Raw genomic sequence first — 26,646 nt, 5'->3', positions numbered from 1 at the left:
GGCATTGCCATGGGCTACAGCCTCGACTTCGGCTGGCTTGCGGGTGCGGTAGGCGCGATCGCGCGCGGCGCGGCGACGACGATCCTTTTGATCGCCGTCACCACGCTGGCGGGAACCTTCCTCAGCATCCTCGGCGCCGCCGGCAAAAGAAACGGCCCGAAGCCGCTCAGGCTGGCGATCGCGGCCTATGTCGAGGTAATGCGCAACACGCCGTTCCTGGTGCAGCTGTTCTTCATCTTCTTCGGGCTGCCCAGCCTCGGCATAAGGCTCGATCCGATCCTGGCCGCCATGCTGGCGATGATGCTCAACATGGCGGCCTACACGATCGAGATCGTCGGCGCCGGGCTGGACGCGGTGCCGCGCGGGCAGACGGAAGCCGCACTGGCGCTTGGGCTCAGGCCTCGTCTGGTGTTCGTCAAGATCGTGCTGCCGCAGGCGCTGAAGGTGATCTACCCGGCGCTGACCAGCCAGATCGTCATCATGATGCTGGAATCGGCCGTGGTGTCGCAAATCGCGGTGCGGGAACTGACCTACGAGGCCGATATGCTGCAGGCACGCACCTTCCGCGCCTTCGAGACCTATTTTGTGGTGACGCTGGTCTATCTCGGCCTGTCGATGGGGCTGCGCCGGCTGCTGGTCGGCGGCGGGCGCCGTGTTCTGGGAGCCGGCGTGTCATGATCGAGTTCACCTTCTGGGACATATTGCGCAACCTGCTGCTCGCCGCGCGCTGGACGGTGCTGTTGTCGCTCGCCGCCTTCGTCGGCGGCGCACTGGTCGGCCTGGCCGTGCTGTTCTTGCGCATCGCCAAGACCAAATGGACCCGGCGGATTGCCTCCGGCTACATCGCGCTATTCCAGGGAACGCCGCTCTTGATGCAACTCTTCCTGATGTTCTTCGGCCTGCCGATGCTCGGGCTGCGCATCGAGCCGTGGACGGCGGCGGCGCTCGGCCTCACCTTCTTCGCCAGCGCCTATCTGGCCGAGATCTGGCGTAGCGGCGTCGATGCGCTGCCGCGCGGCCAGTGGGACGCCGGCGCCAGCCTCGGGCTGCACTACCTGCAGGAGCTCAGGCTGATCATCCTGCCGCAGGCGTTCTCGATCACCCGCGCGCCGACCGTCGGCTTCCTGGTGCAGCTCATCAAGTCGACGGCGCTGACCTCGATCATCGGCTTCGAGGAACTGGTCAGGACCTCAAACGCCATCAACAACGCGACCTTCGAACCGTTCACCGTCTACGGACTGGTGGCGCTGATCTTCTTCGTCATGTGCTTTCCACTGACGCAATACGCCCGCGCGCTCGAGCAACGAGCGGCGGCACACTGATCCGCCGGACGGCGGAGAAACGCAACCAAGGGAACCCGCCGGACAACCGGCACAAACAGAGGAGAATTGAGATGAACAGACTGATCGCAACACCCATCACCCGGCGCGGCGTGCTTGGCGCCGGCCTGGCCGCCGCCGGCGTGCTCGCCATGCCCGCGGTGCTGCGGGCGCAGGACAAGTCGCTGAAGGTCGGCGTCTATGGCGGCTACTTCAAGAAATCGTTCGACGAGCATGTCTTTCCGGAATTCACCAAGGCAACCGGCATCGCGGTGGAATCGGTCGCCGAGCCGACCGGCGAGGCCTGGCTGGTACAGCTCGAACAGGCGGCCAAGGCCGGACAGGCGCCGGCCGACCTTTCGATGATGTCGCAGACCTCGACGCTCAAGGGCCAGTCGACCGAACTGTGGACGCCGCTCGACACCTCGAAGTTCAAGCACTATGGCGACCTCCTGCCCCGCTTCATCAACAAATATCCGGACGGCCGCGTCGCCGGCATCGGCGCGGTGGCCTGGTGGATCACGCTGGTCACCAACACCGACGTCTACAAGGACGCGCCGACCTCGTGGGCAGCACTCTGGGACAAGGCCAACGAGGACAAGCTCGGCCTGCTGGCGCTCGCCTCCAACTCGTTCCTGCTCGAAGTAACGGCCAAGACCTTCATGGGTGGCACCAACGCGCTCGACACCGAAGACGGGCTGAACAAGGCGTTCGAGAAGCTCGCCGAGCTCAAGCCGAATGTCCGGCTGTGGTATCGCGACGAGGCGCAGTTCGAGCAGGCGCTGAAGTCGGGCGAGATCCCGATGGGCCAGTACTACCACGACGTCACCGGGCTTGCGGCCGCCGACGGCTTCCATGTCCGCTCGACCTTCCCGAAGGAAGGCGGCATCCAGGATTCCGGCAACTGGGTGCTGTCGCGCGCCTCGACCAAGGTCGAGGAAGCGCACGCCTTCATCGACTTCATGAGCCAGCCTTCGATGCAGGGCGTGATGTCGCGCAAGGTCGGCACCACGCCGACGTTGAAGAAGGAAGTGCTCGACCTCAAGCCGGAGGAGTTCGCCGCCGTGTCGTCCGACATCGAGCCGATCATCCCGCGCTACGACCTCTATACGTCGAAGGCCGACTGGATCAACCAGAAGTGGACCGAGCTGATCGTCGGCTAAGCAGCCGGAACGCATGAAGCCGGCCGCCGGGCATCTGCCCGGCGGCCCTTGCGGTGCAACGTCCTGAGAGAGGGGTGAGCATGTCCGGATTGAACATAAACGCCATCACCAAGAAATTCGGCGTCTTCGCCGCCGTCGACAATGTCCAGCTCAACGTGCCGCACGGCACGTTCGTCTGCCTGCTCGGCCCGTCGGGCTGCGGCAAGACCACGCTGCTGCGCATGATCGCCGGGCTGGAGGAACCGACCAGCGGCGCCATCGTGCTCGATGGCGAGGACATCACGCCGCTGCCGACGCACAAGCGCAATCTCGGCATGGTGTTCCAGTCGCTGGCGCTGTTTCCGCATCTTTCGGTCGGCGACAACATCTCCTACGCGCTGCGCATCCGCGGCGCCTCCAGGGAAGAGCAGAAGAAGCGGGTCGACGAACTGCTGACGCTGATCCATCTGCCGGGCTTCGCCGACCGTCCGGTGGCGAAGCTGTCGGGCGGCCAGCGCCAGCGCGTGGCGATCGCCCGCGCCCTCGCTCTGTCGCCGAAACTGTTCCTGCTCGACGAGCCGCTGTCGGCGCTCGACGCCAAACTGCGCGAGGCGATGCAGGTGGAACTGCGCCAGCTGCAGCAGAGCCTCGGCATCACCACCATCGTCGTCACCCACGACCAGCGCGAGGCGATGACCATGGCCGACCTCGTCGTCGTCATGGGCCACGGCAAGATATTGCAGGCGGCGCCGCCGATCGAAATCTACCGCAAGCCGGCCGACGCCTTCGTCGCCGACTTCATCGGCATCACCAATCTCCTGCCGGCGGAGGTCGACAGCGCGGGACGCACGACGATCCTCGGCACCGCCATTCCGGGCCTCGCCATGCCGGCCGGCATGACCAAGGCTTCGGTGTCGATCCGTCCCGAGGATGTGCATCTCGGCGAGCCTGCCGGCGGCGCCATCACCGGCCAGGTCAGCTTCGTGCGCGACCTCGGCGGCACGATCGAGACCTTCATTGAGGTGGGCAACACCAGCATCGTCGCGGTGACGACCCCGCGCGAAAGGCACGACGTGCCGGTCGGCGCCAAGGTCGGCGTCGTGCTGCCGCCGGAAAGCTGCGTGGTGCTCGGCTCATGAGACGCGAAGCCCCCAGGTCGCTAGCCGACTATACGCCGCTGTTCTTCCCGGGCCTGATGCTGATCGTCTTCTTCGTCGTGCCGTTCTCGACGATGATCGCCGTCAGCTTCTTCAAGCGCAATCCGTCCGGCTTCTACACGCCGGATTTCGTCATCGACAATTACGCCCGCTTCCTGTCGACCTTCTTCGGCGGCGTGCTCGGCTTCTCGCTGATGCTGGCGGTGCTGGTCGCCGTCTGCTGCGTGGCGATCGGCTTTCCCTTCACCTACCTTTTGACCCGGCGGCCGCGCCGCGTGCAGACGCTGTGGCTGGTCGGCCTCTTGTCGGTGCTGTCGCTGTCGGAAGTCATCATCGGCTTTGCCTGGTCGACGCTGTTCTCGCGCACTGCGGGCATCACCAACCTTCTGGTGGCGATCGGGCTGATGGACAAGCCGGTGGCGCTGCTGCCGACCTTCGGTGCGGTGCTGACCGGCATGGTCTATCAGGCGCTGCCCTACACGATCCTGGTGCTTTACCCGGCGCTTGTCCGTCTCGACCCGACCTTGCTGGAGGCGGCGCGCACGCTCGGCGCCTCGCCGGTCAGGGCCTTCTTCAACGTTGTCGCGCCGGCGCTCAGGAACACCATCGTGGCGACGCTGATCATGGTCTTCGTCTTCGCGCTCGGTTCCTATCTTTTGCCGCAGATCCTCGGGCGGCCGCAGCACTGGACGCTCTCGGTGCTGATCACCGACCAGGCGATCTACCAGTCCAACATGCCTTTCGCGGCGGCGATGGCGGTGTTCCTGGTGCTGATCTCGCTGGCACTGGTCGGCATGACGCTGCTCGTCGGACGCAGGGAGAACGCGCTATGATCGAGACCTGGCTCCGCCGCCTCTATTTCGGCCTCGTCGCGCTGTTCCTGGCAGCGCCGCTCATCGTCGTCGCCGGCGTCTCGGTCAATTCGCGGCAGGAACTCACCTTCCCGCCGGTCGGCTTCTCGCTCGCCTGGTACGCGCAGATCTTCACCGATCCGGAATGGCGGCTGGCGCTGATCCATTCGGTGACGCTCGCCGTCTGCTCGGCGGCGATCGCGGTGGCCATCGCGCTGCCGCTTGCCTGGTTCCTGTGGCGGCGCATCGCGCCATGGGCGAACATCTTCCAGGTGCTGGGTCTGGCGCCCTTCATCCTGCCGCCGGTCATCACGGCGCTCGGCTTCCTCAGCTTCTGGGCGACGGCCGGGCTGTTCGGCCAGTTCTTCACCGCCATCATCAGCCACGCGATCTTCTTCGTGACGCTGCCGCTGGTGACGCTGTCGCTGGGCTTTGCCTCGATCGACCGCTCGCTGGTCGAGGCGGCGGCGACCATGGGCGCCGACGACCGCACCGTCTTGAAGACCGTGGTGCTGCCGTTGATCCTGCCCTATCTCGTCTCGGGCTACGCCTTCGCCTTCGTGCTGTCGCTGAATGAATACATCGTCGCCTACATGACGATCGGCTTCACCACCGAGACATTGCCGATCAAGATCTTCAACGCGCTGCGCTACGGCTACACGCCGACCATGGCCGCGGTGTCGGTGTTCTTCGTCGCGGTGGCGGCGCTGGTGTTCGGCTCGATCGCCAGGTTCGGCGACATCCGCAGGCTGCTGGGCGCCATGTCTTCCGACGGCAACTGAAGCAAGCCTGCAATCGAATGGGAACGGCCGCGGGGCGACGCGCGGCCTTTCTGTTGGATCAATGCCTGAAGGCGAGCTGCGGCGTGATGCGGTCGCGCCGCAGCCAGCGCGCCAGCAGAAGCGCGGCCACCACCGCCAGCCCCGATGCCAGGCCGATCCAGATGCCGACGCCGTTGAAGCCGAAATGGAAGGCGAGCAGCACGCCGAGCGGCAGGCCGATGCCCCAATAGCCGATCGCGGCATAGATCATCGGCACCTTGGTGTCGTGCAGACCGCGCAGCATGCCGGCCGCCACCGCCTGCGCGCCATCGAAGACCTGGAACAGTGCCGCAAACACCAGGAAGGAGACCGCAAGCGCGATCACCCTGGCATTGGCCGGATCGCTCAGATCGATGAAGGCGCTGATCAGCAAATGCGGCCAGAGAACCATCACCAGCCCCATCAACGCCATGGAGGAAACGCCGATGACGAAAGCGGTCCAGCCGGCGCGCGAGACGCCCTCCGGGTTGCCGGCCCCATGAGCCAAGCCAACGCGCACGGTGACGGCCTGGTTGAGGCCGAGCGGAACCATGAAGGAGATCGAGGCGATCTGGATGGCGATGGCGTGCGCGGCCAGCGAGCCCGCGTCGATCAGGCCCATCAGCAATGCCGCCGCGTTGAAGATCGTCACCTCGAAGGCGAGGATGCCGGCGATCGGCAGGCCGAGCCTGAGCAGGCCCTTGAAGCGCGGCCAGTCGGAGCGCCAGAAGCGGCCGAACAGGTGGTAGCGGCGGAATTTTTTCTCCACGAGCAGCACCGCCGCCAGGCCGCAGAACATCAGTGTGCTGGACAGCGTGGTGGCGAGGCCGGAGCCGGAAATGCCCATCGCAGCGACGCCGAGATTGCCGAACATGAACACCCAGTTGAAGAAGGCGTTGCAGGCGACGGCGACGAAGACGATGACCAGCGCCCAGCCCGGCCGCTCCAGCGCCGAGATGAAGGAACGCAGCACGATATAGCCGTAGAAGGGCAGCACCGCCCATTCCAGCCAGCGCAGATAGATGCCGGCCTGATGCGCCAGCCTGGGGTCCTGGCCCATCGCCAGAAGCACGCTCTCGCCGTGCCAAAGGAAGACCCAGATCGGGATCGAGATCAGGATCGCCAGCCACAGGCCCTGGCGCACGGTGCGGCGCAGGTCGCGCACCGAATGGCGGCGGCGACCGAGCTCGGTCGCCATCATCGGCGAGGTCGCCAGCATCAGGCCGAGACCGAAGATCAGCGGCATGAAATAGAGGTTGGCGCCGAGCGCGCCGGCTGCCAGCGTGTCCGGCCCCAGCCGACCCATCATCATGACGTCGGTCGCGGTCATGGCGGTCTGGCCGAGATTCGTCAGCACCATCGGCCAGGCAAGCGCAAGCGTTGCCCTGATTTCCTGACGCCAAAGATTTTCCGGCGCGCGAGCGCCGGCTTCGATCGCAGACATTGTCCTGCTCTTCAGACCACGGCGCGTCGGGACAGAGCCCGGAAGCCGCACACAAACGGCGCAAAATGGCGCCGTTTGCGTCGTCTATTGAACGAAATGCGACATGAAGGCAAGGGAGGACGGGCGGCGAACCATTGAGCCAGCGGCGCCGGCGCCTCGTTCACTTGCCGCGCGGAGCCTGCTACGGGTTTCCGGGACGGGAGGAATGGATGACGTTCAGGCAAAGGAAAAATACCGCCGCGATCCCGCGCACCGTGCCCTCCTTCGAGCACATCGTCACCGAAGCGAGCGACAGCTTCCTGTGGCGTCTGGACGACTATCCGTGGGAACGCAACGTCTGGAACTTCCATCCGGAATACGAAATCCATTTGCTCAGGAAATCGTCGGGCGTGGCGCTGGTGGGCGATCATATCGGCGAGTTCGGGCCGGGTTACCTGGCGATCGTCGGCGGTGGCCTGCCGCATGACTGGGTGACGGCCGTGCAGCCTGGCGAGCTAATCGAAGGGCGCGATATCGTGTTGCAGTTCGATCCGCAGCGGCTGCGCGGCTCGGCGGGCCTGCTGCCGGAGCTGCGCGAGCTGGAGCCGTTCCTGGAGCGGTCGCTGCGCGGCATGGTCTTCCACGGACAGACGGCGATCGACGGCGCCGCGCTGATGGAACGGATGGGCACGGTGCACGGGCTGCCAAGGCTCTGCCTGTTCCTCGAGCTGGTCGACCTCTTGGCCAGCACCGATCAATACGAGCTGTTGTCGTCGCCGGATTTCTCGCCGCTGCTCGACGCCCAATCGCTCGACATCATCCAGCGCACGCTGACCTATCTGTTCCAGCACTTCGCCGAGGACCTGAAGCTGCCGGATGTGGCGGAGCTGGCCGGGATGAGCGAAAGCACATTTTCGCGCTTCTTCCAGAAGAACACAGGCAACAGCTTCAGCGACCATGTCGCCAAACTCAGGCTGTGGCAGGCCTGCAAGCTGCTCTCCGATACCGACGTCCCAATCACCGACATCTGCTTCCAGGTCGGCTACATGAACATTTCCAACTTCAACCGCGCCTTCCTGCGCAAGCACAAGATGACGCCGTCATCCTACCGCAAGCTGTCGCGGCAGCGGCTGGCGATGCGGGCCTGATCCGGTCGAGAACCGACTCCCAAAACAGCACTGATACTCGTGTGACAGGTCGGTCCCGCCTTGGCGGTTTTTTGCGCCGCACAATGCATAAAAGTACAGGTTTACTGCAACGGGGCTTCTAGCCTCCCCCTTAGCAACTCCTCATTTTGGCGACGGGTGGCAAGTCGCTCGGGCGACGGTGAGGGTCGCTTAGCCCGAGGACAGCCGCTTCCCGCGACGATTCCTGGAGGAGAAAAACCAATGAAATCAACTCGGCTCGCTGCCAGCCTGGGCGCAGCTTTCGTGCTTACCGCTTCCGCTTCAACGATGGCGCTGGCGCAGGCGCCGGTCTGCTCGGCGCCGGTCAAGGTGCTGGCGCAGCCGCGCGACGGACTGACGCTGCTGGAGGACTCCAAGGACGAGTTCAAGAAGCTCTCCGGCGCCGGCTTCCAGATCGACTACCTCAACGAGAACGACCGCCGGGCAAAGTCGCGCGCCGATGCGTCCACCGTCGGCAACTACAACGTCTACTATGTCGACGAAGCCAATGTCGCGCTGTTCGCGTCGTCCGGCTGGATCGCGCCGCTCGCCGATTATTATCCGGCTGAATATGATTTCGCCGATTTCGATCCCGGCCGGCAAAAGGTCGCCACCTATGACGGCAAGGTCTGGTTCGCGCCGCTGACCGGCGGCGGCGACCTGATGGTCTATCGCAAGGACATTCTGGAGGCCGCCGGCATCCAGCCGCCGAAGACGCTGGACGAGCTGCTCGCCGACGTGCCGAAGCTGACCAATGCCGACAAGGGCATGTATGGCATCGCGCTGCGCGGCGCGCGCGGCTCGGGCGCCAATGTCTGGCGCTGGATGCCCTACTTCAAGGCCTATGGTGGCAAGTGGTTCGACGGCGACAAGCCGGCTTTCAATTCGGATGCCGCGGTCAAGGCGACCGAGACCTACCTCAAGCTGTTCAAGGATTCGGCGCCCGGCACGCAGACCGGCAGCTGGGATGAATCGACCGGCGCCTTCCTATCTGGCCAGGTCGCCATCCTCGTCGAATCGACGCCGCTGTCGGGCATGGCGGTCGATCCGAAGACCTCGCAGGTGGTCGGCAAGGTCGGCTTCCTGCCGCCGCCCGCGCCATTGCCCGGCGGCGGCTACGGCCATGGCCTCGCCATCGCGACCAAGGCCAATCCGGACGACGCCTCGAAGAAGTGCGCCGGCTTGTTCGTCGCCTGGGCGACATCGAAGGAGAACGAGAAGCGCCGGCTCGACGCGCACCAGTTCGGCGAGCTCAACCGCACCAGCATCCTGTCCAGCAAGGAATTCGCCAACATCTACGGCGCCGATCTCGGCCAGGCGCTGGCCGAAACCGGCAAGGTGACGGCGGTGAACTTCTGGCAGGATCCGCGCTGGCCGGATCTCGGCGACCGCTGGGGCATCATCCTCGAAGAGCTGGTCACCGGCACGCGCACCGACATCAAGGGCAGCCTCAACGAGCTCGAGGCCTATGCCAACGAGCTGGTGAAGAAGAAGTAATTCCTCCCACCCGCGGCGCGCGGTCCACGGCATTCGCCGGAATGCCGGGACCTGCGCGCCGCGGATCTTCTCACGACCGCCAACACCCGAAAGGCCCGCGAGGATAGGCCATGCGCCGACGCTCTTTCCTGCCCGTCACTTTTCTCGTCCCGACGCTCGCCATTCTCCTGGTGCTGTCGATGGTGCCGACGCTCTACGCCATCGTCATCGCCCTGCAGAACCGCGAACTGAGCACGCCGGGCTATTCCTGGGTCTGGTTCTCGAACTTTGCCGACCTTTTCCTCGACCGCCGATTCCTCAACGCCGTCTGGGTCTCGGTCAAATGGGAGATCGTCACCGTCGTGGCGACCATGGTGGTCGCGATCGGCCTCGGCGTGCTGATGTTCGAAGTCGCGTCGCCGCGGCTGCGCAACATCTATTGCCTGCTGTTCATCATCCCGGTGCTTTTGCCGCGCGTTTCGGCGGCCTTCGTGTGGAAGTTCGCCTACCATCCGCTCTACGGCATCGCCACCTATCCCTACCGGCTGGTCACCGGCGGCCTGATCGTCGATCCGCTCTCCAAGGCCTCGACCGCCCTGTTCGCCGTCGCCTCGGTCGATGTCTGGCAGTGGGGTCTGTTCTTCGCGGTGATCGTGCTGAAGCTGCTCGAGACATTGCCGCCGCAGCCGATCGAGGCGGCGCGGCTCGACCATGCCAGGCGCTGGCAGATCCATGCCTACGTCACCCTGCCGATGCTCAAGGCGCCGCTGATCAGCCTGATGTTCGTCAAGATGATCGAGTCGCTGCGCTCCTTCGACCTGATCTATGTGATGACGCGCGGCGGGCCGGGCGTGGCGACCGAGACGCTCGACATGTACGCGTTCTCGCAAGGCTTCATCGAGTCCGGCAAGGTCTCCTACGCCTCGGCCATGGCGGTGCTGATGATGATCGCCACAGTGATCACCTTCACCATGCTGTGGAAGCGGGTGCAGGCATGAGGCGGTACCGCATGCGACCGGGCCGCTTGATCGCCAAGGCCATCCTGGCGCTGGCCGGATTCCTCGCCGTGTTCCCGCTCGTCTGGACGGCGCTCAACGCGCTGAAGAACAACGTCGACATCATCACGCGGGTGCCGCGCCTGGTGTTCACGCCGACGCTTGCCAACATCAGCTACATAATCGGCCGCGACAGCGTGATGACCGGGCTCTACAACTCGGTCGTCGCCTGCGGCTTGGCCGTGCTGATCGGCGTCGTTCTCGGCCTGCCGGCGGCCTACGCGGTGGCGCGCTATCCCAACCGCTTCGCCGGCGACATCCAGTTCTTCGTCTTGTCGCTGCGCTTCCTGCCGCCGGTGGCGGTGGCCATTCCGCTGATGGTGATCTGGCTGCAGATCGGCCTCTACGACACGCTGCCGGCGCTGATCGTCACCTATTCGCTGCTCACCATATCGGTGATCATGTGGCTCGCCATTCCGGCCTTCCAAAGCGTGCCGAAGGAAATCGAGGAAGCGGCCTTCGTCGACGGCTACGGCGCCTATTCGGTGTTCTGGCGGATCGCGCTGCCGGTCGCGGCGCGCTCGCTCGCCGGCGCCATCGCGTTCAGCTTCGTGCTGGTCTGGAACGAGTTCCTGATCGCGCTGATGCTGTCCAGCTCCAACGCCAAGACGCTGCCGATCGTCGCTTCGGAATTGTCGCAGCAAGGCATGAACGTGCCGTGGGGCATCCTCAATGCCTCGGTCGTGCTCCTGTCGCTGCCGCCGCTGCTGTTCCTCGGCGTGCTCAGCGGCTTCCTGAATACCGTTTTCCGGCAAAAGAAGACTTGATGCGAGGATTACCCGATGCAGGCACTGGTACTTGAGAAAAAGGGCGAGCTGTCGCTGCGCGAGATCGCGCTGCCGCTCGATGTCGGACCGGACGACGTCAGGATCGCCATCCACACCGTCGGCGTCTGCGGCAGCGACGTGCACTACTACACGCACGGCGCCATCGGCAGCTACATAGTGCGCCAGCCGATGGTGCTCGGCCATGAGGCGTCAGGCACGATCATCGAGGTCGGCGCCAACGTCGCGAGCCTGAAGGTCGGCGACCGCGTCTGCATGGAGCCCGGCGTGCCGAACCTGTCGTCGCGCGCGACCAAGCTCGGCATCTACAATGTCGATCCGGACGTGCGTTTCTGGGCGACGCCGCCGGTGCATGGCGTGCTTGCGCCTTTCGCGGTGCATCCGGCGGCCTTCACCTACAAATTGCCGGACAATGTCTCCTTCGCCGAAGGCGCCATGGTCGAACCCTTCGCCATCGGCATGCAGGCAGCGGCGCGGGCGCGCATCGTGCCCGGCGATGTCGCCGTCGTCGTCGGCTGCGGCCCGATCGGCATCATGATCGCGCTGGCAGCGCTGGCAGGCGGCTGCTCGAAGGTGCTGATCTCCGACTTCTCGGCGCCCAAGCTGAAGATCGCCGCGCAGTATCAAGGCATCGTGCCGGTCAACATCGGCGAGCAGTCGCTGGTCGACGCCGTCGCGGCTGCGACCGACAGTTGGGGCGCCGACATCGTATTCGAAGCCAGCGGCAACCCGAAAGCCTTCGCCAATTTGTTCGACATCGTGCGGCCAGGCGGCGCGGTGGTGCTGGTCGGACTGCCGGTGGAGCCGGTCAGCCTCGACGTGCCGGCGGCGATCTCGAAGGAAGCCCGCATCGAGACGGTGTTCCGCTACGCCAACATCTTCGACCGCGCCCTGCAATTGATCGCCTCCGGCAAGGTCGACCTCAAGCCGCTGATCACCGGCACCTATGATTTCTCCGACAGCATCAAGGCCTTCGAGCGGGCGGCCGAGGGCAACCCGCAGGACGTCAAGCTGCAGATCCTGCTTACCGGCGAGAAGGGCTGACCATGTCCGCGATCGTTTGCTCCCATGTCGACAAGGCCTACGGCGCAACCGCCGTCATCCGAGATCTCAATCTCAGCATAGAAGAGCACGAATTCGTCGTGTTCCTCGGCCCGTCAGGCTGCGGCAAGTCCACGCTGCTCAGGCTGCTCGCCGGGCTGGAGGACATCACTGGCGGCGAGGTCTCGATCGGCGGCAAGGTGGTCAACGACCTCGAGCCCGGCGACCGCGGCATCGCCATGGTGTTCCAGAACTACGCGCTCTATCCGCATATGACGATCTTCGACAACATCGCCTTCGGGCTGCGACGGCAGAAAGTGCCGGCGGCGGAGATCGTGAAACGGGTCGAGGCGGTTTCCCGGACGCTGGGGCTCGACCCCTATCTCGGCCGCAAGCCGGCCGAGCTTTCCGGCGGCCAGCAGCAGCGCGTGGCGATCGCTCGCGCCATGATCAAGACACCGAAAGTGTTCCTGTTCGACGAGCCGCTGTCCAATCTCGACGCCAAGCTGCGCAACCATATGCGCATCGAGATCGCAAGGCTGCACCAGTCGCTGAAGACGACGACCGTCTACGTCACCCACGACCAGCTCGAGGCGATGACGCTGGCCGACCGCATCGTGCTGCTCAGGGATGGCGTCATCGAGCAGGTCGGCTCGCCGGCGGAGATCTATCGCCGGCCCGGCAACCTGTTCGTGGCCGGCTTCATCGGCACGCCGAACATGAATTTCGTCGAGGTGACGGTCGGCCGCGCGGGAGGTGGCTGGTCGCTGACCGGCGCCGGAACGGTGCTTTCGCTGGACGGCTCGGCCTTCCATCTCCAGCATGGCGATCGCGCCGTGCTCGGGATCCGGCCTCCCGACCTGAAGACGGCAGGCGCCGATGCCGGGCGGAACCTGCTGCAGGGCAGCGCGGACCTCATCGAATTCCACGGCAATGACGCGCTGGTGACGTTCGGCTCCGGCGGCAAGGAGATCAGCGCGCTGGTGCCGGCGCGCGAATGCCCGGCGTTGCGCGCGCCTGTGCGCTACACATTCGACGAGGAAAGCATCCATCTGTTCGACGCGACATCCGGCGCCTCGCTGCGCAAGCCGGAACGAAACGGCAGCCTGCTCAGCTGATCGCGTCGAGCGCCTGCCGCTGCCGGTGCATCTCCAGGAAGATGCGGTAGTCGCGGTCGAAGCGGGCGCCGGCCGCCGGATTGGCGGCGCGCTTCCTGCCGCCCTGCTGCATGGCGACACAGGCGGCGTTCAGATCAGGGTAGAGCCCGGCGGCGGTGGCCGCCACCATACCGGTGCCGAGCAACACCGCCTCGTCGGCCAGCGGCTCGATCACGGTGCAGCCGGTGGCATCGGCGTAGAGTTCCATCAGCAGCGGGTTCTTGGTGTGGCCGCCGGTGACGTGCAGCGTGTCGATCAAATAGCCGTTCTCGTTCAGCGCTTCCAGCACGTGGCGCACACCGAGCGCGATGCCGACGGCGGTGCGCCAGTAGAGCTTGCACAGGCTGTCGAAGGAGGAGTCCAGCGTCAGGCCGCTGACGACGCCGACGGCGTGCGGGTCGGCCAGCGGCGAGCGGTTGCCGTGGAAATCCGGCAGCACGTGCAGCCTCGCCGCTAATGCCTCGCCCTCGGCGGCGCGCAGTTCGGCGACGCGGCTGGCGATCCTGGCATGCATCGCTGTATTTGGCTCGCCGCCGGCGCCATGCCAGCGGATGATGTGGTCGAGCAGCGCGCCGGTGGCCGACTGGCCGCCTTCCGAGAGCCAGAGCGTCGGCAGCGCCGCGCCATAATAGGGCCCCCAGACGCCGGCGAAGGGCTGCGGGTCGGGCGACATCGCCATGACGCAGGAGGAGGTGCCGGCGATCAGCGCCAGATGTCGGCTGATGTTCTTCTGGTCGCCGGCAAAGCCGCCGAGCACGCCGAGCGCGCCGGCATAGGCGTCGATGACGCCGGCGCCGACCCGGCACTTTTCGCCCAGGCCAAGCTCGGCCGCCGCTTGCGCCGTCAACGGGCCGATATCGGCGCCGACCGGGCTGGCCTTCTCCGGCAAATTGCCGTGCTCGAACAAATCGCCGAGGCCGACGGTCTCGAAGAAGTCGCGCCGCCAGCTTGTCTGCTCATGCGCCAGATAGGTCCATTTGGCGGTCAGCGTGCATTGCGAACGCGCCAGCGACCTGGTCGCCTTCCAGGTCAGGAAATCGGTGAGGTCGAACAGATAGCCGGCTTCGTTCCATGTCGCGGGCAGATGGCGCTTCAGCCACATCAGCTTCGGCGTCGCCATTTCCGGCGACATGACGCCGCCGATATAGTCGAGCACGGCGTGGCCGCTCGCCGTGCACTCGTCGGCCTCGGCGATGGCCCGGTGGTCGAGCCAGACGATGGTGTCCCAGCGCTTTTCGCCGGTGACCGACACGCTGAGCTGTTCGCTATCCCTACCTCGCACCACGAGCGAGCAGGTGGCGTCGAAGGAAATGCCGACGACATCATCGGCCGCGATCCCCGCCTTGGCGACGGCGGCGCGCACGGCCTTGCAGACCGCCGACCAGATATCGCGCGAATCATGCTCGGCGTGATCGGCCTTGGGCTGATGCATGGCGATCGGATGATCGGCGCGCCCGAGCAAGGTGCCATTGACGTCGAGAATGCCCGCGCGGGCGCTCCCGGTGCCGACATCGACCGCGCAAACGAAACTGTTGGTCAAGATGCTTTTACTCTCGCTCCCAGGCCTGCAATCAGATCGGGCAATTGCAGCATGTCAGCGAATATAAAGTCCGGTTCGGTCGACGCAAGCCGCGCTTTCAAGGCGGGGTTGTCGGCATGCGAGCCGCCGGTGAAGGCAAAGACACGCATGCCCGCCGCGCGGGCCGCGGCGACGCCGGCCGGGCTGTCCTCGATGACCAGGCATTTGCGCGGTTTTGCCCGCATGCAGGCAGCGGCATGAAGGAAAAGGTCCGGCGCCGGCTTGCCGCGCTTGACCATGGCGGCGCTGAACAGATGCGGTTCCAGAAGGCCGAGCAGTCCGGTGACATCGAGCGCGTAGCGGATGCGCTCCAGCGTGCCGGAAGAGGCGACGCAGAACGGCAGGCCAAGTCTCGGCAGCACCTCCCTGATGCCGGGGATCGGCTTCAACTCCTCACGGAATTTGCGCATCAGGTCGACGCGCATCGCGGTGAGGTGCTGGTCGCTGATCTCGAGCCCGAACTCGCTGCCGAGGATCTCGCGCACGCTCTTCATGCTCTTGCCGAGGAAATGCTCGTAGGCGGCATCCTCCGAGACCGTACCACCCGCGAGCGCGATCATGCCGAGCAGTGCCGAGACCGAAAGCGCCTCGCTGTCGACCAGCACGCCGTCGCAGTCGAAGATGACCAGTTCGGGCGTCATCCTGGCTGCTTCCGGTGGCTTCAGAGCTTGCCGGCGAGATGGCGCGTCAGCGTCTCGCGCGCGCCGTTTGCCCACAAGACGTTGAGCGCATGGGCAAAAGCCTCGGCGAAGGCGGCGGAGCGGCCGACATCGCCATAGATGTCCTCCATGGCCAGCCAGGCGCCGGGCGCATCCTTCGCCGCCCTGGCGGTCGCCTGCAGGCGATCCCAATTCGGATCGTTGGGCTCGATGACGACGCCACTGTCGGTGGTGCCGAAGCAGTAGCGGCACCACAGCGCCGATTCCAACGCGAGGCCGGCGACGCCCTTGCCCGCCTTCAGCCGGTCGGCAATGGTCGGGATGATGAATTTCGGCTGCCGGTTGGAGCCGTCGAGGCAGAGCCGGCGGATGGTGTCGCCGATCTTGGGGTTGGAGAAGCGGCGCTCGATGAGCTGGTAATAGTCCTCCAGAACCGTGTCCGGCACCGGCGGCACGGTCGGGATGATCTCGTCGCGTTCCAGCTTGGCGAGGAAGCCGCGCACCAGCGGCTCCTGCATCGCCTCGTGGACGAAGTGGATGTCCATCAGCCCGGCCGGATAGGCGATTGTGGCATGACCGCCATTGAGGATGCGGATCTTCATCAACTCGTAGGGCGCGACATCGCCGACGAACTGCACGCCGACCTTTTCCAGCGCCGGCCGTCCGGCGGTGAAATGATCCTCCAGCACCCATTGGCGGAACGGCTCGCAGAACACCGGCCAGTTGTCCTCCAGTCCGAAATCGCTGGCCAGGATGCCGCGCTCGCGGTCTGTCGTGGCCGGCGTGATGCGGTCGACCATGCCGTTCGGAAAGGCGACGTTGTCCCGTACCCAGTTGGCCAGATCCTCGTCGATCAGCCGCGCCAGGCCGATGACGCCGTCGGAGGTGACATGGCCGTTATGGGGGATGTTGTCGCAGGACATGACGGTGAACGGCACGATGCCGTCGGCGCGGCGGCGCACCAGCCCCGCAAGGATGAGGCCGAATACGGTCTTCGGCTCCGCACCCGGCTGAGCATCGGCGACGATGTCGGGATGGGTCGGGTTGAAGACACCGGAAGCCGGATCGATGAAATAGCCGCCTTCGGTAATGGTCAGCGAGACGATCCGGATCGCCGGGTCGGCAAGCTGCTCGATGATCGCGGCCGCTTCGCCCGGCATCAGGAAATCGATCATGGCGCCGGTGACGCGGGCGCTCATATGGCCTTGGTCCTGCTCGACCACCGTGGTCAGCCAGTCCTGTTCCTCGAGCTTGCCGCGGCCGATCTTCTCGCCGGCGAAGACGCCGGCGCCGATCAGTGCCCAGTCGTGGCCGAGGCCCGCGTTGAACAGGTCGTCGAGATAGGCGGCCTGGTGCGAGCGATGAAAATTGCCGACGCCGAAATGCACGATCCCGGCCTTGAGCCTGGCGCGGTCATAGTTCGGACCGGAGACCTTCGGGGGGAGCTTGGCGAGGTTTGAGGAAGAGAGTTTCACGGTCATCTGCTTTTACCCTTTGGCCGATACATGGCCTGACAATTCTCCCAACCCTCGGGAGAAGGAGCGGCAGCGAGGGGCGGCATTTGCCTGCCAGCATTCATGCCGCCCCCGCATGCCCCGGCGGCAGCCTCTCCCCGGAGGAAGGGAGAGGCGCCTTTCCCCTCAACTCATCCCCGTCAACTCATCCATTGGCCGCCGTCGACATTGTAGGTCTGGGCGACAATGTATTCGGCCTCGTCGCTGGCCAGGAACACGGCCATGCCGGCGAGGTCTTCCGGCTTGCCCATGCGCCCGTAGGGTACGCCCTCGCCGACCAGCCGCTTCTTCTCGCCCTTCGGCCGGTTCTCGTATCTGGCGAACAGCGCATCGACGTGGTCCCACATGTCGCTGTCGACGACGCCGGGAGCGATGCCGTTGACGTTGATGCGGTGCTTGATCAGATCGAGCCCAGCCGACTGGGTGAGCGAGATAACGGCGGCCTTGGTGGCGCAGTAGACGGCGACCAGCGGCTCGCCGCGCCGGCCGGCCTGGCTTGCCATGTTGATGATCCGGCCGCCCTTGCCCCTGGCGATCATCGAACGGGCAGCCGCCTGCAGCATGAACAGCGTGCCGGCGACGTTGACCGAAAACAGCTTGTCGTAGCTCGCCCTGGTTATCTCGACGATCGGCGCGAGGTCGAAGATGGCGGCGTTGTTGATCAATATGTCGAGGCCGCCGGTCCTGGTCTCCACTGCTTTCACCGCCGCCTCGATGGAGGCCTGATCGGTGACGTCCAGCTTGACGGCGTAGGCCTTGTCGCCGATAGCGGCCGCCGTCTTTTCGGCCGCCGCCAGATCGATGTCGGCAACCGCCACTGTCGCACCCTCGCGCGCGTAGGCTTCGGCGAACGCCCTGCCGATGCCGCGCGCCGACCCGGTGATCAGCGCCGATTTGCCTTTGAGCCTCACCGGGCCATCGCCTTTCCGTCCGGGCCAAAGCGATGCAGCTTGGCCTGGTCGGGCGTCAGATAGATGGTGTCGCCATGATGGACCGCGAGCTCGCCGTCGGCGCGCACCGTCAAGGTGCCGACGCTGTCGGCATGGACATGCAGGAAAGTATCGGAACCGAGATGCTCGGCGACGCCGACGGATGCCTTCCAGTCGCCCGCCGTGGTCGAGATGTTCATGTGTTCGGGGCGGATACCGATGGTCTTGGCGCTGTATTTCGCCGCCGGCGCGCCTTCGATCAGGTTCATCTTCGGCGAGCCGATGAAGCCGGCGACGAACAGGTTCTTCGGCGTCTTGTAGAGCTCCATCGGCGAGCCGACCTGCTCGACATTGCCGGCGTTGAGCACGACGATCTTGTCGGCCATGGTCATGGCCTCGACCTGGTCGTGGGTGACGTAGATCATCGTCGTCTTGAGCTGGTGGTGCAGTTCGCTGATCTCGAGGCGCATGGTGCCGCGAAGTGCGGCGTCGAGGTTGGAGAGCGGCTCGTCGAACAGGAAGGCGGAAGGCTGGCGCACGATGGCGCGGCCGATGGCGACGCGCTGGCGCTGGCCGCCGGAGAGCTGGCCCGGACGACGCTCGAGGTAGTTGGTGAGGTTGAGCACCCGCGCGGCGTCCTTGACCTTCTTGTCGATGGTCGCCTGGTCCTCGCCCGCCATCTTCAGCGGGAAGGCGATGTTCTTGGCGACCGTCATGTGCGGATAGAGCGCATAGGACTGGAACACCATGGCCAGCTTGCGCTTGGCCGGCGCCTCGCCGGTGACGTCGCGGCCGTCGATATTGATGGTGCCGCCGCTGGTGTCCTCCAGCCCGGCGATCAGCCTGAGCAGCGTGGACTTGCCGCAGCCCGACGGACCGACGAACACGACGAACTCGCCATCCTCGATGACCAGGTCGATGTTCGGAATGATCGTCGTCGACCCAAAGGATTTGGAGACGTTCTTGAGCGTGATGTTTCCCATGGTTTCCTCCCCGAGGGATTATTGTCCGTCGTCCGCCGCTTGCGGCGCCCTACTACTTCACCGCGCCGAATGTCAGGCCGCGCACCAGCTGCTTCTGGCTGAACCAGCCCATGATCAGGATCGGCGCGATGGCCAGCGTCGAGGCCGCCGACAGCTTGGCCCAGAACAGGCCTTGCGGGCTGGAGAAGGAGCTGATGAAGGCGGTCAGCGGCGCCGCCTCGGTGGTGGTCAACCGGATCGTCCAGAAGGCTTCGTTCCAGGCCAGGATGATGTTCAAGAGCATGGTCGAGGCAATGCCCGGCACCGCCATCGGGGTGAGCACATAGACGATCTCGTTCCACAGCGAGGCGCCGTCCATGCGCGCAGCCTCCAGGATCTCGCCCGGGATCTCGCGGAAATAGGTGTAGAGCATCCACACCACGATCGGCAGGTTGATCAGCATCAGCATGACCATCAGACCGACGCGGCTGTCGAGCAAGCCGGTGTCGCGGAAGATCAGGTAGATCGGGAACAGCACCGCGACCGCCGGCATCATCTTGGTGGACAGCATCCACATCAGGATGTCCTTGGTGCGCTTGGTCGGCGAGAAGGCCATCGACCAGGCCGCCGGGATGGCGATGATGAGCGCCAGGATGGTCGAGCCAACCGACAGGATCACCGAATTCAGGAAGAACTTGAAATAACCGCTCTGCGCCTGGACCTCGGAATAGCTCTCGAACGTCCCCGAAGGGATCAGGGCGAAGCCCTGGATCGCCTCCTGCTCCGATTTGAACGAAGTGATGATCGTGTAGAGGATCGGGAAGAAGATCAGCAGGGCGACGATCCAGGCCGCCACCGTGGCGATCGTCTTGTGCTGGGTGGTGACTGCGCGTGCCATCTTATCCTCCCTTACTTATCGAGGTTCTTGCCGACTGCGCGCATGGCGAAGAAGGCGACGATGTTGGCGAGAATGACGGCGATCACGCCACCGGCGGACGCCTGGCCGATTTTGAATTCGAGCAGCGCCTTCTGATAGACGAGGAAGGGCAGGTTGGTGGAGGCGTAGCCGGGGCCGCCATTGGTGGTGACCAGGATCTCGGCGTAGACCGAGAGCAGGAAGATCGTCTGGATCAGGATGACGACGGTGATGGCGCGCGACATGTGCGGCAGCGTCAGATAGATGAAGCGGCTGAGGAAGCCGGCGCCGTCCATCTCGGCCGCCTCCTTCTGCTCGCCGTCGAGCGACTGCAGCGAGGTCAACAGGATCAGCGTGGCGAAGGGCAGCCACTGCCAGGCGACGATGATGATGACGGCGGTCAGCGGATGCTGGCCGAACCAGTCGATCGGCTGGCCGCCGAAGAAGCGCGCAATATCGGCGAAGACGCCGTATTGCGGGTGCATAATCATGTTCTTCCAGACCAGCGCCGCTACCGGCGGCATGACGAAGAACGGCGAGATGACGAGGATGCGGACGATGCCTTGTCCCCACATCGGCTGGTCGATGAGCATCGCCAGGAGGATGCCGCCGACCACCGTGATCACCAGCACGCTGACGACGATGGTCAGCGTGTTGAGAATGGCCGCAAAGAATGCCGGGTTGGAGTAGAACAGCTTGTAGTTGGAGAACCAGACAAAACCGTCGCGGATCGGGTTCAGCGGATTGTATTGCAGGAACGAGAACCAGAGCGTGAAGGCAAGCGGCACGATCATCCAGACGAACAGTAGGATCACCGATGGCGCCATCATGAAGCGGGCAAGCGAACGGGTCTGCTGAGTAGCCATGACGGTCACCCTCCAAATGTCAGCCGGATTTTAGAGTTGTGTCACAATTTCCGAGATTGTGAAGGTGGCCGCCCGACTGGGATTCGGGCGGCCAATGCCGGTCATGATGCGCTACCGGCGTTCGGCACCGGGAGGAGCCTTACTTGATGTAGCCGCCTTCGGTCATCGCCGCGGTGGCTGCGTCCTGAGCCTGCTTCAGCGCGTCGTCGACGCTCGACTGGCCGGCGAGTGCCGCCGAGAACAGCTGGCCGACAGTGGTGCCGAGACCCTGGAACTCAGGAATGGCGACGAACTGCACGCCGACATAGGGCACCGGCTTGACCGTCGGATGCGTCGGGTCGGCCGCGTTGATGGAGTCCAGCGTCATCTTGGCGAAGGGCGCCGCCTTCTGGTACTCGGCGTTGTTGTAGAGCGAGGTGCGCGTTCCCGGCGGAACGTTGGCCCAGCCTTCCTTCGCCGCGACCAGATCGAGATAGCCCTTCGAGGTTGCCCAGGAGACGAACTTCTCGGCCGCTTCCGCCTTCTGCGTGCCGGCGGGAATTGCCAGCGACCATGCCCACAGCCAGTTGCCGCGCTTGCCCAGGCCATTGTCGGGCGCCAGCGCATAGCCGACCTTGTCGGCGACGGTGGAGTTCTTCGGGTCTGAGACGAAGGAGGCGGCGACGGTGGCGTCGATCCACATGCCGCACTTGCCCTGCTGGAACAGCGCCAGGTTCTCGTTGAAGCCGTTGGACGAGGCGCCCTCGGGACCGTCGGCCTTCATCAGGTCGACATAGAACTGCAGCGTGTTCTTCCATTCGGGCTGGTCGAACTGCGGCTTCCAGTTCTCGTCGAACCAGCGGGCGCCGAAGGAGTTCGACATGGCGGTCAGGAAGGCCATGTTCTCGCCCCAGCCGGCCTTGCCGCGGAGGCAGACGCCGTTCACGCCGTTGGCGCGGTCGGTCATCTTGTCGGCGGCCTGCTTGATGAAGTCCCAGGTCGGCGCATCGGGCATGGTCAGCCCGGCCTTCTCCATCAGGTCCTTGCGGTACATGACGAAGGAGCTCTCGCCGTAGAAGGGCGCGGCATAGAGCTTGCCGTCGACCGACAGGCCGCCGGCGATGGCCGGAATGATGTCCTTGGTGTCGTAGTCGTCGCCGAGCTTGTCGAGCGGCAGCAGCCAGCTTTGCTTGGCCCAGATCGGAACCTCGTAGGTGCCGATGGTCATGACGTCGTACTGGCCGCCCTTGGTGGCGATGTCGGTGGTGACGCGCTCGCGCAGCACGTTTTCCTCGAGCGTGACCCAGTTCAGCTGGATGTCGGGGTTCTTCTTGGTGAAGTCGTCGGTCAGCTTCTGCATGCGGACCATATCGCCATTGTTGACGGTGGCGATGGTGATGGATTCGGCGTGCGCGGCGAACGCAAGAGCGCTGGCCGACAACAGGCCCAGGGTGAGCGTGCGAAGTTTCATCAAATTCCTCCCATAAACCAAGTGAGCATTTGCCTTGGCTGTGAGCAATTACTCATCTGGTGTGAATTATGTCAAGCCGGATTCGATGCTGCAGCGCAGCACAAGCGACCCCTGCGCCGACACGCAAAAGCGCACGGTCGGATGGCATGAAGAGGCGCCGGCGGGGTTGGCCAGGGACGGGTTTTGGCGATCAGCCTATTGGCAGGCGATCTCGGCCAGGATCCAGTCGCGGAAGGCGCGGATCTTCGGCACGTTGCGGCGCGCCGTCGGATAGACCAGCCAATAGGCATGGCCATCGTCGCCGACCAGATCGAAAGGCTGGATCAGGCGGCCGTCGGCGAGCTCCGCCTTGAACAGCGCCCTGGTCACGATCGCCACGCCCTGGCCGGCGATCGCGGCATTGGCCTCATAGGCCTGGGCGCCCATGCTGGTGTTGGGGCGCCTGGCCAGTTCCTCGACCGGCAGGCCGGCGGCGGTGAACCAGTCCCGCCACCAGATGTCGCCGGGATCGAGGATCGGCAGGCGCAGGAGATCGGCCGGCTCCCTGACGCCGCCGATGCTGGCGGCAAGCTCCGGGCTGAGCACAGGGGTGAAATCGGCATTGAACAGCCTGTGCACCTCGACGCCCGGCCAGGTGCCGCCGCCCGAGCGGATGGCGATGTCGATGTCCTCGCGGGCGAAGTCGACCAGGCGGTTCGAGGTGTCGAGGCGGACGGCGAGCGAGGGATGCGCGACCTGGAAGGAGCCGAGATGCCGGGCAAGCCAGTTGGAAGCAAAGGTGAGCAGCGTCGAGACGCAGAGCACGCCGTCGGCGCCGCCGCGGGCCGCGGCATAGGCGCCGCTCAACAGGGCGAAGGCCTCGCTGACCGCCGGCGCCAGGCGCTGACCGGCTTCGGTCAGCACGATCTGCTTGGGCTTGCGCAGGAACAGCGGCGAGCCGACGCGCTCCTCGAGCAGCTTGATCTGGTAGCTCGCCGCGGCTTGCGTCATGCCGAGCTCGGTTGCCGCCTTGGTGAAGGAGAGATGCCGCGCCACCGCCTCGAAGACCCGGATCGCGGCGAGCGGCGGGAGCTGGGCGAGCTGCCGTGAGCTGAGTTCGGGCATAAGGGCTCCTTATGGGCCGTGATCGACGTTTGATTGGTCGCAGCGGCCGATCGGACCGATATCTGGGGTCGACGACACCTCTCGTCCAGACATAGCGAAGGCTGACGATGATGACCACGGTACAGGAAAAACTGCTTCTCGTTCCAGGCCAGGCTTGGTTTTCATGGCTTGCGCGTGGATTTGCGCACCATCGGGCGAAGCGGCGGGCCTATCTCGACATCAGGGAGCTGTCACCGCACCTGCAGCGCGACATGGGCTTGCTGGACGGCAACGGCAATTTCGATCCCTACAATTAGGCCCTGCTGATTTTATCGGAGATCGGAGCGCCTGCTGGCTTGGCGCATGAACGGCTCCGAACCCGAGGCGCAGATCATACGCCAAGCAAGGCTGTCGCGGTTCGCTCGTCGGTGATGAGGCCGTTGACCAGACGCCGGTTCACGGCGGCGAGGATGCCGGGCAATTTGCGCTCGCCCATGGCGAGCGCAATGACCAGCGACCTTTCGCGCGACGGCAACGCCGCCGAAGAGACGCGGTCATTGGTGATGCCGTCGATCATGCGGCCCTCGCGGTCGAACACCCAGCCGACGATCTCGGCGATGCCGCCGGCTTTCTGCAGCGACTTCAACTCGCCCTCGGAAATGAAGCCGTCCTCGTAGAGCGGGGCCTTGGGGCCGAGATCACCGATGCCGACGAAGGTAACGTCGGCTTCCGCCGCCAGTGCCAGCGTCGGCTGGATCATCGGCTGGCTGAGCAGCATGTCGCGCTCTTCCGGCGAGGAGGCGATGACCGGCAGCGGCATCGGGAAGGAGCGCGCCTTGACCCTGTCGGCCATGGTGAAGATGACGTTGTAGAAGGCGGCGGAGCCGTCCGGCGAGATGTTGCCGGTCAACGACACCACCTTGTGCTGCGGGCATTCCATCGGCGGCAGTTGCTCGATCGCCGCCTTCAGCGTGCGCCCGGTGCCGATCGCCATGACCAGGGGTTCCGGGGAACGCAGCCGCCGCTCGATTTCCGCAGCCGCCGCCTCGGCGACGCCGATCGTCGTCGAGGACGAGGTGGGATCGCTCGGCACCACTTCGACCAGATCGAGCGCGAAGCGCGATTTGAGCCGCGCTGCCAGGTCGAGGCAATTGGCGATCGGATGGTCGACACGCACCTTGATCAGCCCTTCCGAGACCGCCAGCGACACCAGCCGCTGCGCTGTCTGGCGGGAAATGCCAAGCGTCAAGGCGATCTGGTCCTGCGTGTTGCCGGCAACATAATACAGCCAGCCGGCGCGCGCCGCGTCGTCCAACCGGTTGCTGCCGCTGTCCTGCCGCGAATTCACTTCTGCCTCCCAAACCCGCCCAACAGTGCGCGGGACCACTAGCTTACAGGGAATGTGCCAACGCGCAATTGTCTATCGGCAGGGCAATTGCCTGCACTTGCGATGTGACCTGGAGTGGGGACGGCGGCAAAGGAAGGCCTGCTTGACGGTTTATCTCGGCCCGCAAACCGATTAAGGGGATCGGCAAAGGAGCCTTGCATGACGCCGAAAGCGGTTTTCTGGGATATGGACGGGACGCTGGTCGACAGCGAGCCGTTGCACGAGGCGGCCCTGGTGGCGGCGCTGCGCAGCGTCGGCATCGCGCCGCCGACCAATCTGCATGAGCGGGTGCTGGGCGTCGCCGCATGGCCGGTCTACGAAATGCTGCGCGCCGAATTCGGGCTCGACCTGCCGTTCGACGACTGGATCGTGCGCAAATACGATCACTACCTGCCGCTGGCCGAGACGCTGAAGCCGCGCCCGGGCGCGATCGAGATCTTCAACGAATTGCGCGAACGCGGTGTCGAGCAAGCGGTTGTCTCCAATTCCGACCGGCTGATCGTCGACGCCAATCTGCGCGCCGTGGGCCTGATCTACCCCGGTATGAAGACGATCAGCCGCAACGACGTGCGCGAAGGCAAGCCCTATCCCGAGCCGTTCCTGCGCGCCGCTCATCTGGCCGAGGTCGATCCGGCGCAATCCGTCGCGGTCGACGACAGCCTGACCGGCGCCATGGCCGGCCTTGCGGCGGGGATGCGCACGATGTTCTGGCCGGAAGCGCCGATGGCTGGGCCGCCGGGGGCCGTGGTGATCAACAGCGCTGATGAATTGCGGGCGCAATTGGGGCTCTAAGCGAACTCGTAAGCGTCGGCGCCGTCATCCTAAGCGGCTGGTCATTGGCGATACCGTGTAGCTTGGCGCATGGATTGTCTAATGTAGCGCTGGTCGACCCCCACTCCGTCTCGGCTTCGCCGAGCCACCTCTCCCCCGATCGACGGGGTAGAGGAAAGGCACCAAGCTTTTTGCCGTCAACGCTCCCTTCCTTTCCCTCCGGAGGGGGAAAGGTGGCGCTGCGAAGCAGCGACGGATTGGGGGAACCACGTGGCGATCAAGCCTCGGCCTGATCAGTCACGCCAGTCACAGAAGATGTGTGCATGGCGTATGCGTGACGGGGAGAAGGAAGAGGCCTCAGTTCCGGTAGGCCGGTTCCTGCTCGTCGAGGATCGCCTTCAGCTCGGCGAGATGGCGTTCGGCCTGGCCCGGATAGTTGTTGGCTTCAGCCGCGGTCTTTTCGGCGATGGCGTCGGACAGGGTGCGCAGCGGACGGCCGGTCCATAGCGCCTTGATGTATGTCTCGGCGGCGCGCTCGAAATAGAACATGCGGTTGAAGGTGTCGGCGGCAGTGTCGCCGATGACCAGCACGCCATGATTGCCCATGACCATGACCTTCACCTTGGGATCGGTCAGAAGCTGCGAGCAGCGCTCGCCCTCCTCCTCGAAGGCCAGCCCGCCATAATGGGCGTCGACGACATGACGGTTGAAGAAGGTGGCCGAGTTCTGGTCGATCGGCGGCAGGCGAGAGTCGGCCAGCGAGGCGAGCACGGTGGCGTGAATCGAGTGCACATGCATGACGCAGCGCGCATGCGGCACGTTGCGATGGATGGCGCCATGCAGGCCCCAGGCCGTCGGGTCCGGCGCATTGGGGCCGGAGAGCGTAGCGGGATCGTTGGCGTCGATCAGCAGCAGGTCGCTCGCCTTGATACGCGAGAAATGCACCTGGTTGGGGTTCATCAGGAATCTGGTGCCGTCGTCGTTGACGGCTAGCGAGAAATGATTGGCCACCGCCTCATGCATGTTGAGCCGCGCCGTCCAGCGGAAGGCGCAGGCGAGGTCGACGCGCTCCGCGTAGAAGGGCAGGTTGCTCAGCGGTTCCTTCTGCAGGCGGGCGATGCTCATCGAAAATCCTCCGGTTTTGGCGACAATGCCGCG

26 protein-coding genes are annotated in these 26,646 nt (G+C 65.0%); 14 read left to right on the top strand and 12 right to left on the bottom strand.

The genetic code is table 11. The features are described from left to right. Positions 1-9: 9 nt before the first annotated feature. The 6 genes from EN857_RS30665 (at position 10) to EN857_RS30640 (ending at position 5,251) form a co-directional block, all read left to right on the top strand. Positions 10-678, top strand: a complete 669-nt coding sequence (locus tag EN857_RS30665) for an amino acid ABC transporter permease (protein WP_127392177.1) — start codon at positions 10-12, stop codon at positions 676-678. Next, positions 675-1,322 carry an amino acid ABC transporter permease gene (locus EN857_RS30660; RefSeq protein WP_126057022.1) on the top strand — a complete coding sequence of 216 codons (648 nt, stop codon included), beginning with the start codon at positions 675-677 and terminating at the stop codon, positions 1,320-1,322. The genes EN857_RS30665 and EN857_RS30660 overlap by 4 nt, the downstream gene beginning before the upstream one ends. A gap of 71 nt (positions 1,323-1,393) precedes the next feature. Further along, entirely contained in the window at positions 1,394-2,482 is a 1,089-nt protein-coding gene (locus EN857_RS30655; protein ID WP_127285607.1) for an extracellular solute-binding protein, read from the top strand. A gap of 80 nt (positions 2,483-2,562) precedes the next feature. Continuing rightward, on the top strand, positions 2,563-3,600 hold the full coding sequence (locus EN857_RS30650; RefSeq protein WP_127392176.1) for an ABC transporter ATP-binding protein: 1,038 nt from the start codon (positions 2,563-2,565) through the stop codon (positions 3,598-3,600). Next, positions 3,597-4,451 (top strand): ABC transporter permease, encoded by an 855-nt coding sequence (locus EN857_RS30645; RefSeq protein ID WP_127392175.1) that lies wholly within the window; start codon positions 3,597-3,599, stop codon positions 4,449-4,451. Before EN857_RS30650 ends, EN857_RS30645 begins: the two co-directional genes overlap by 4 nt. Next, entirely contained in the window at positions 4,451-5,251 is an 801-nt protein-coding gene (locus tag EN857_RS30640) for an ABC transporter permease (RefSeq protein WP_127392178.1), read from the top strand. Before EN857_RS30645 ends, EN857_RS30640 begins: the two co-directional genes overlap by 1 nt. A gap of 58 nt (positions 5,252-5,309) precedes the next feature. Here EN857_RS30640 and EN857_RS30635 read toward each other — a convergent pair whose 3' ends face one another. Beyond that, the gene (locus tag EN857_RS30635; RefSeq protein WP_127392174.1) at positions 5,310-6,713 is read right to left on the bottom strand and encodes an MATE family efflux transporter; all 1,404 of its coding nucleotides are present in this window, start codon (positions 6,711-6,713) and stop codon (positions 5,310-5,312) included. Positions 6,714-6,922: 209 nt separating this feature from the next. Between EN857_RS30635 and EN857_RS30630 the strand changes: the two genes are divergently transcribed. From EN857_RS30630 to ugpC, 6 genes are all read left to right on the top strand, one after another. Next, a complete protein-coding gene (locus EN857_RS30630) occupies positions 6,923-7,840 on the top strand; it encodes an AraC family transcriptional regulator (RefSeq protein WP_127392173.1) in 918 nt (305 codons plus the stop codon). A 240-nt stretch (positions 7,841-8,080) separates the two neighbouring features. Beyond that, positions 8,081-9,355 (top strand): extracellular solute-binding protein, encoded by a 1,275-nt coding sequence (locus tag EN857_RS30625; RefSeq protein WP_127392172.1) that lies wholly within the window; start codon positions 8,081-8,083, stop codon positions 9,353-9,355. Between the two features lie 110 nt (positions 9,356-9,465). Further along, positions 9,466-10,332: a sugar ABC transporter permease gene (locus EN857_RS30620; protein WP_127392171.1), complete on the top strand. Its 867-nt coding sequence runs from the start codon at positions 9,466-9,468 to the stop codon at positions 10,330-10,332. Positions 10,333-10,343: 11 nt separating this feature from the next. Then, positions 10,344-11,156 carry a carbohydrate ABC transporter permease gene (locus tag EN857_RS30615; RefSeq protein WP_127392170.1) on the top strand — a complete coding sequence of 271 codons (813 nt, stop codon included), beginning with the start codon at positions 10,344-10,346 and terminating at the stop codon, positions 11,154-11,156. Positions 11,157-11,171: 15 nt separating this feature from the next. Next, positions 11,172-12,218 carry an NAD(P)-dependent alcohol dehydrogenase gene (locus tag EN857_RS30610; protein ID WP_127392169.1) on the top strand — a complete coding sequence of 349 codons (1,047 nt, stop codon included), beginning with the start codon at positions 11,172-11,174 and terminating at the stop codon, positions 12,216-12,218. A 2-nt stretch (positions 12,219-12,220) separates the two neighbouring features. Beyond that, complete coding sequence (ugpC, locus tag EN857_RS30605; RefSeq protein ID WP_128346439.1) at positions 12,221-13,333, top strand: sn-glycerol-3-phosphate ABC transporter ATP-binding protein UgpC; 1,113 nt, start codon at positions 12,221-12,223, stop codon at positions 13,331-13,333. Here ugpC and EN857_RS30600 read toward each other — a convergent pair. The 9 genes from EN857_RS30600 to gcvA form a co-directional block, all read right to left on the bottom strand. Continuing rightward, positions 13,326-14,912, bottom strand: coding sequence for an FGGY-family carbohydrate kinase (locus tag EN857_RS30600; protein WP_127392244.1), 1,587 nt, complete (start codon positions 14,910-14,912; stop codon positions 13,326-13,328). The genes ugpC and EN857_RS30600 overlap by 8 nt on opposite strands. Further along, positions 14,909-15,592: an HAD family hydrolase gene (locus tag EN857_RS30595; RefSeq protein ID WP_127392243.1), complete on the bottom strand. Its 684-nt coding sequence runs from the start codon at positions 15,590-15,592 to the stop codon at positions 14,909-14,911. Before EN857_RS30595 ends, EN857_RS30600 begins: the two co-directional genes overlap by 4 nt. A gap of 20 nt (positions 15,593-15,612) precedes the next feature. Further along, positions 15,613-17,091: a mannitol dehydrogenase family protein gene (locus tag EN857_RS30590; RefSeq protein ID WP_127392242.1), complete on the bottom strand. Its 1,479-nt coding sequence runs from the start codon at positions 17,089-17,091 to the stop codon at positions 15,613-15,615. A gap of 173 nt (positions 17,092-17,264) precedes the next feature. After that, complete coding sequence (locus tag EN857_RS30585) at positions 17,265-18,035, bottom strand: L-iditol 2-dehydrogenase (RefSeq protein ID WP_127392241.1); 771 nt, start codon at positions 18,033-18,035, stop codon at positions 17,265-17,267. Next, positions 18,032-19,036 carry an ABC transporter ATP-binding protein gene (locus tag EN857_RS30580; RefSeq protein WP_127392240.1) on the bottom strand — a complete coding sequence of 335 codons (1,005 nt, stop codon included), beginning with the start codon at positions 19,034-19,036 and terminating at the stop codon, positions 18,032-18,034. Before EN857_RS30580 ends, EN857_RS30585 begins: the two co-directional genes overlap by 4 nt. Before the next feature lie 52 nt (positions 19,037-19,088). Beyond that, positions 19,089-19,913: a carbohydrate ABC transporter permease gene (locus tag EN857_RS30575; RefSeq protein WP_126057038.1), complete on the bottom strand. Its 825-nt coding sequence runs from the start codon at positions 19,911-19,913 to the stop codon at positions 19,089-19,091. An 11-nt stretch (positions 19,914-19,924) separates the two neighbouring features. Beyond that, positions 19,925-20,797: a sugar ABC transporter permease gene (locus EN857_RS30570; RefSeq protein WP_126057039.1), complete on the bottom strand. Its 873-nt coding sequence runs from the start codon at positions 20,795-20,797 to the stop codon at positions 19,925-19,927. A 139-nt stretch (positions 20,798-20,936) separates the two neighbouring features. After that, positions 20,937-22,247: a sugar ABC transporter substrate-binding protein gene (locus EN857_RS30565; RefSeq protein WP_127392239.1), complete on the bottom strand. Its 1,311-nt coding sequence runs from the start codon at positions 22,245-22,247 to the stop codon at positions 20,937-20,939. Positions 22,248-22,442: 195 nt separating this feature from the next. Further along, on the bottom strand, positions 22,443-23,351 hold the full coding sequence (gcvA, locus tag EN857_RS30560) for a transcriptional regulator GcvA (protein WP_135859559.1): 909 nt from the start codon (positions 23,349-23,351) through the stop codon (positions 22,443-22,445). 110 nt (positions 23,352-23,461) lie between these two features. On the opposite strand from gcvA, the gene EN857_RS30555 reads away from it, so the two are divergent. Continuing rightward, positions 23,462-23,647, top strand: coding sequence for a hypothetical protein (locus EN857_RS30555; RefSeq protein ID WP_127392246.1), 186 nt, complete (start codon positions 23,462-23,464; stop codon positions 23,645-23,647). Between the two features lie 74 nt (positions 23,648-23,721). Here the strand turns inward: EN857_RS30555 and EN857_RS30550 are convergent, their stop codons facing one another. After that, entirely contained in the window at positions 23,722-24,678 is a 957-nt protein-coding gene (locus EN857_RS30550) for a sugar-binding transcriptional regulator (RefSeq protein ID WP_127392237.1), read from the bottom strand. Positions 24,679-24,876: 198 nt separating this feature from the next. Here EN857_RS30550 and EN857_RS30545 point away from each other — a divergent pair, with 198 nt between their 5' ends. Continuing rightward, positions 24,877-25,509 (top strand): HAD family phosphatase, encoded by a 633-nt coding sequence (locus tag EN857_RS30545; RefSeq protein ID WP_127282620.1) that lies wholly within the window; start codon positions 24,877-24,879, stop codon positions 25,507-25,509. A gap of 336 nt (positions 25,510-25,845) precedes the next feature. Here the strand turns inward: EN857_RS30545 and EN857_RS30540 are convergent, their stop codons facing one another. After that, the gene (locus tag EN857_RS30540; protein WP_127282621.1) at positions 25,846-26,613 is read right to left on the bottom strand and encodes a class II aldolase and adducin N-terminal domain-containing protein; all 768 of its coding nucleotides are present in this window, start codon (positions 26,611-26,613) and stop codon (positions 25,846-25,848) included. Positions 26,614-26,646 lie beyond the last annotated feature (33 nt).

The sequence above is a fragment of the Mesorhizobium sp. M4B.F.Ca.ET.214.01.1.1 genome, from assembly GCF_004791545.1.
In the GTDB taxonomy this organism is placed as follows: Bacteria; Pseudomonadota; Alphaproteobacteria; order Rhizobiales; family Rhizobiaceae; genus Mesorhizobium; species Mesorhizobium abyssinicae.
Note: the sequence above shows the minus strand (reverse complement) of the source record. Positions and strands in the feature narration are given on the sequence as shown.

Bases quoted from the DNA above. Each gene is read 5' to 3' on its own strand.
- EN857_RS30555 (WP_127392246.1), top strand. From the start codon at position 23,462: ATGACCACGGTACAGGAAAAACTGCTTCTCGTTCCAGGCCAGGCTTGG.
- ugpC (WP_128346439.1), top strand. From the start codon at position 12,221: ATGTCCGCGATCGTTTGCTCCCATGTCGACAAGGCCTACGGCGCAACC.
- EN857_RS30570 (WP_126057039.1), bottom strand. From the start codon at position 20,797: ATGGCTACTCAGCAGACCCGTTCGCTTGCCCGCTTCATGATGGCGCCA.
- EN857_RS30620 (WP_127392171.1), top strand. From the start codon at position 9,466: ATGCGCCGACGCTCTTTCCTGCCCGTCACTTTTCTCGTCCCGACGCTC.
- EN857_RS30590 (WP_127392242.1), bottom strand. From the start codon at position 17,091: ATGACCGTGAAACTCTCTTCCTCAAACCTCGCCAAGCTCCCCCCGAAG.
- EN857_RS30660 (WP_126057022.1), top strand. From the start codon at position 675: ATGATCGAGTTCACCTTCTGGGACATATTGCGCAACCTGCTGCTCGCC.
- EN857_RS30655 (WP_127285607.1), top strand. From the start codon at position 1,394: ATGAACAGACTGATCGCAACACCCATCACCCGGCGCGGCGTGCTTGGC.
- EN857_RS30595 (WP_127392243.1), bottom strand. From the start codon at position 15,592: ATGACGCCCGAACTGGTCATCTTCGACTGCGACGGCGTGCTGGTCGAC.
- EN857_RS30630 (WP_127392173.1), top strand. From the start codon at position 6,923: ATGACGTTCAGGCAAAGGAAAAATACCGCCGCGATCCCGCGCACCGTG.
- EN857_RS30645 (WP_127392175.1), top strand. From the start codon at position 3,597: ATGAGACGCGAAGCCCCCAGGTCGCTAGCCGACTATACGCCGCTGTTC.
- gcvA (WP_135859559.1), bottom strand. From the start codon at position 23,351: ATGCCCGAACTCAGCTCACGGCAGCTCGCCCAGCTCCCGCCGCTCGCC.
- EN857_RS30615 (WP_127392170.1), top strand. From the start codon at position 10,344: ATGCGACCGGGCCGCTTGATCGCCAAGGCCATCCTGGCGCTGGCCGGA.
- EN857_RS30575 (WP_126057038.1), bottom strand. From the start codon at position 19,913: ATGGCACGCGCAGTCACCACCCAGCACAAGACGATCGCCACGGTGGCG.
- EN857_RS30665 (WP_127392177.1), top strand. From the start codon at position 10: ATGGGCTACAGCCTCGACTTCGGCTGGCTTGCGGGTGCGGTAGGCGCG.
- EN857_RS30610 (WP_127392169.1), top strand. From the start codon at position 11,172: ATGCAGGCACTGGTACTTGAGAAAAAGGGCGAGCTGTCGCTGCGCGAG.
- EN857_RS30540 (WP_127282621.1), bottom strand. From the start codon at position 26,613: ATGAGCATCGCCCGCCTGCAGAAGGAACCGCTGAGCAACCTGCCCTTC.
- EN857_RS30580 (WP_127392240.1), bottom strand. From the start codon at position 19,036: ATGGGAAACATCACGCTCAAGAACGTCTCCAAATCCTTTGGGTCGACG.
- EN857_RS30650 (WP_127392176.1), top strand. From the start codon at position 2,563: ATGTCCGGATTGAACATAAACGCCATCACCAAGAAATTCGGCGTCTTC.
- EN857_RS30625 (WP_127392172.1), top strand. From the start codon at position 8,081: ATGAAATCAACTCGGCTCGCTGCCAGCCTGGGCGCAGCTTTCGTGCTT.
- EN857_RS30635 (WP_127392174.1), bottom strand. From the start codon at position 6,713: ATGTCTGCGATCGAAGCCGGCGCTCGCGCGCCGGAAAATCTTTGGCGT.
- EN857_RS30545 (WP_127282620.1), top strand. From the start codon at position 24,877: ATGACGCCGAAAGCGGTTTTCTGGGATATGGACGGGACGCTGGTCGAC.
- EN857_RS30565 (WP_127392239.1), bottom strand. From the start codon at position 22,247: ATGAAACTTCGCACGCTCACCCTGGGCCTGTTGTCGGCCAGCGCTCTT.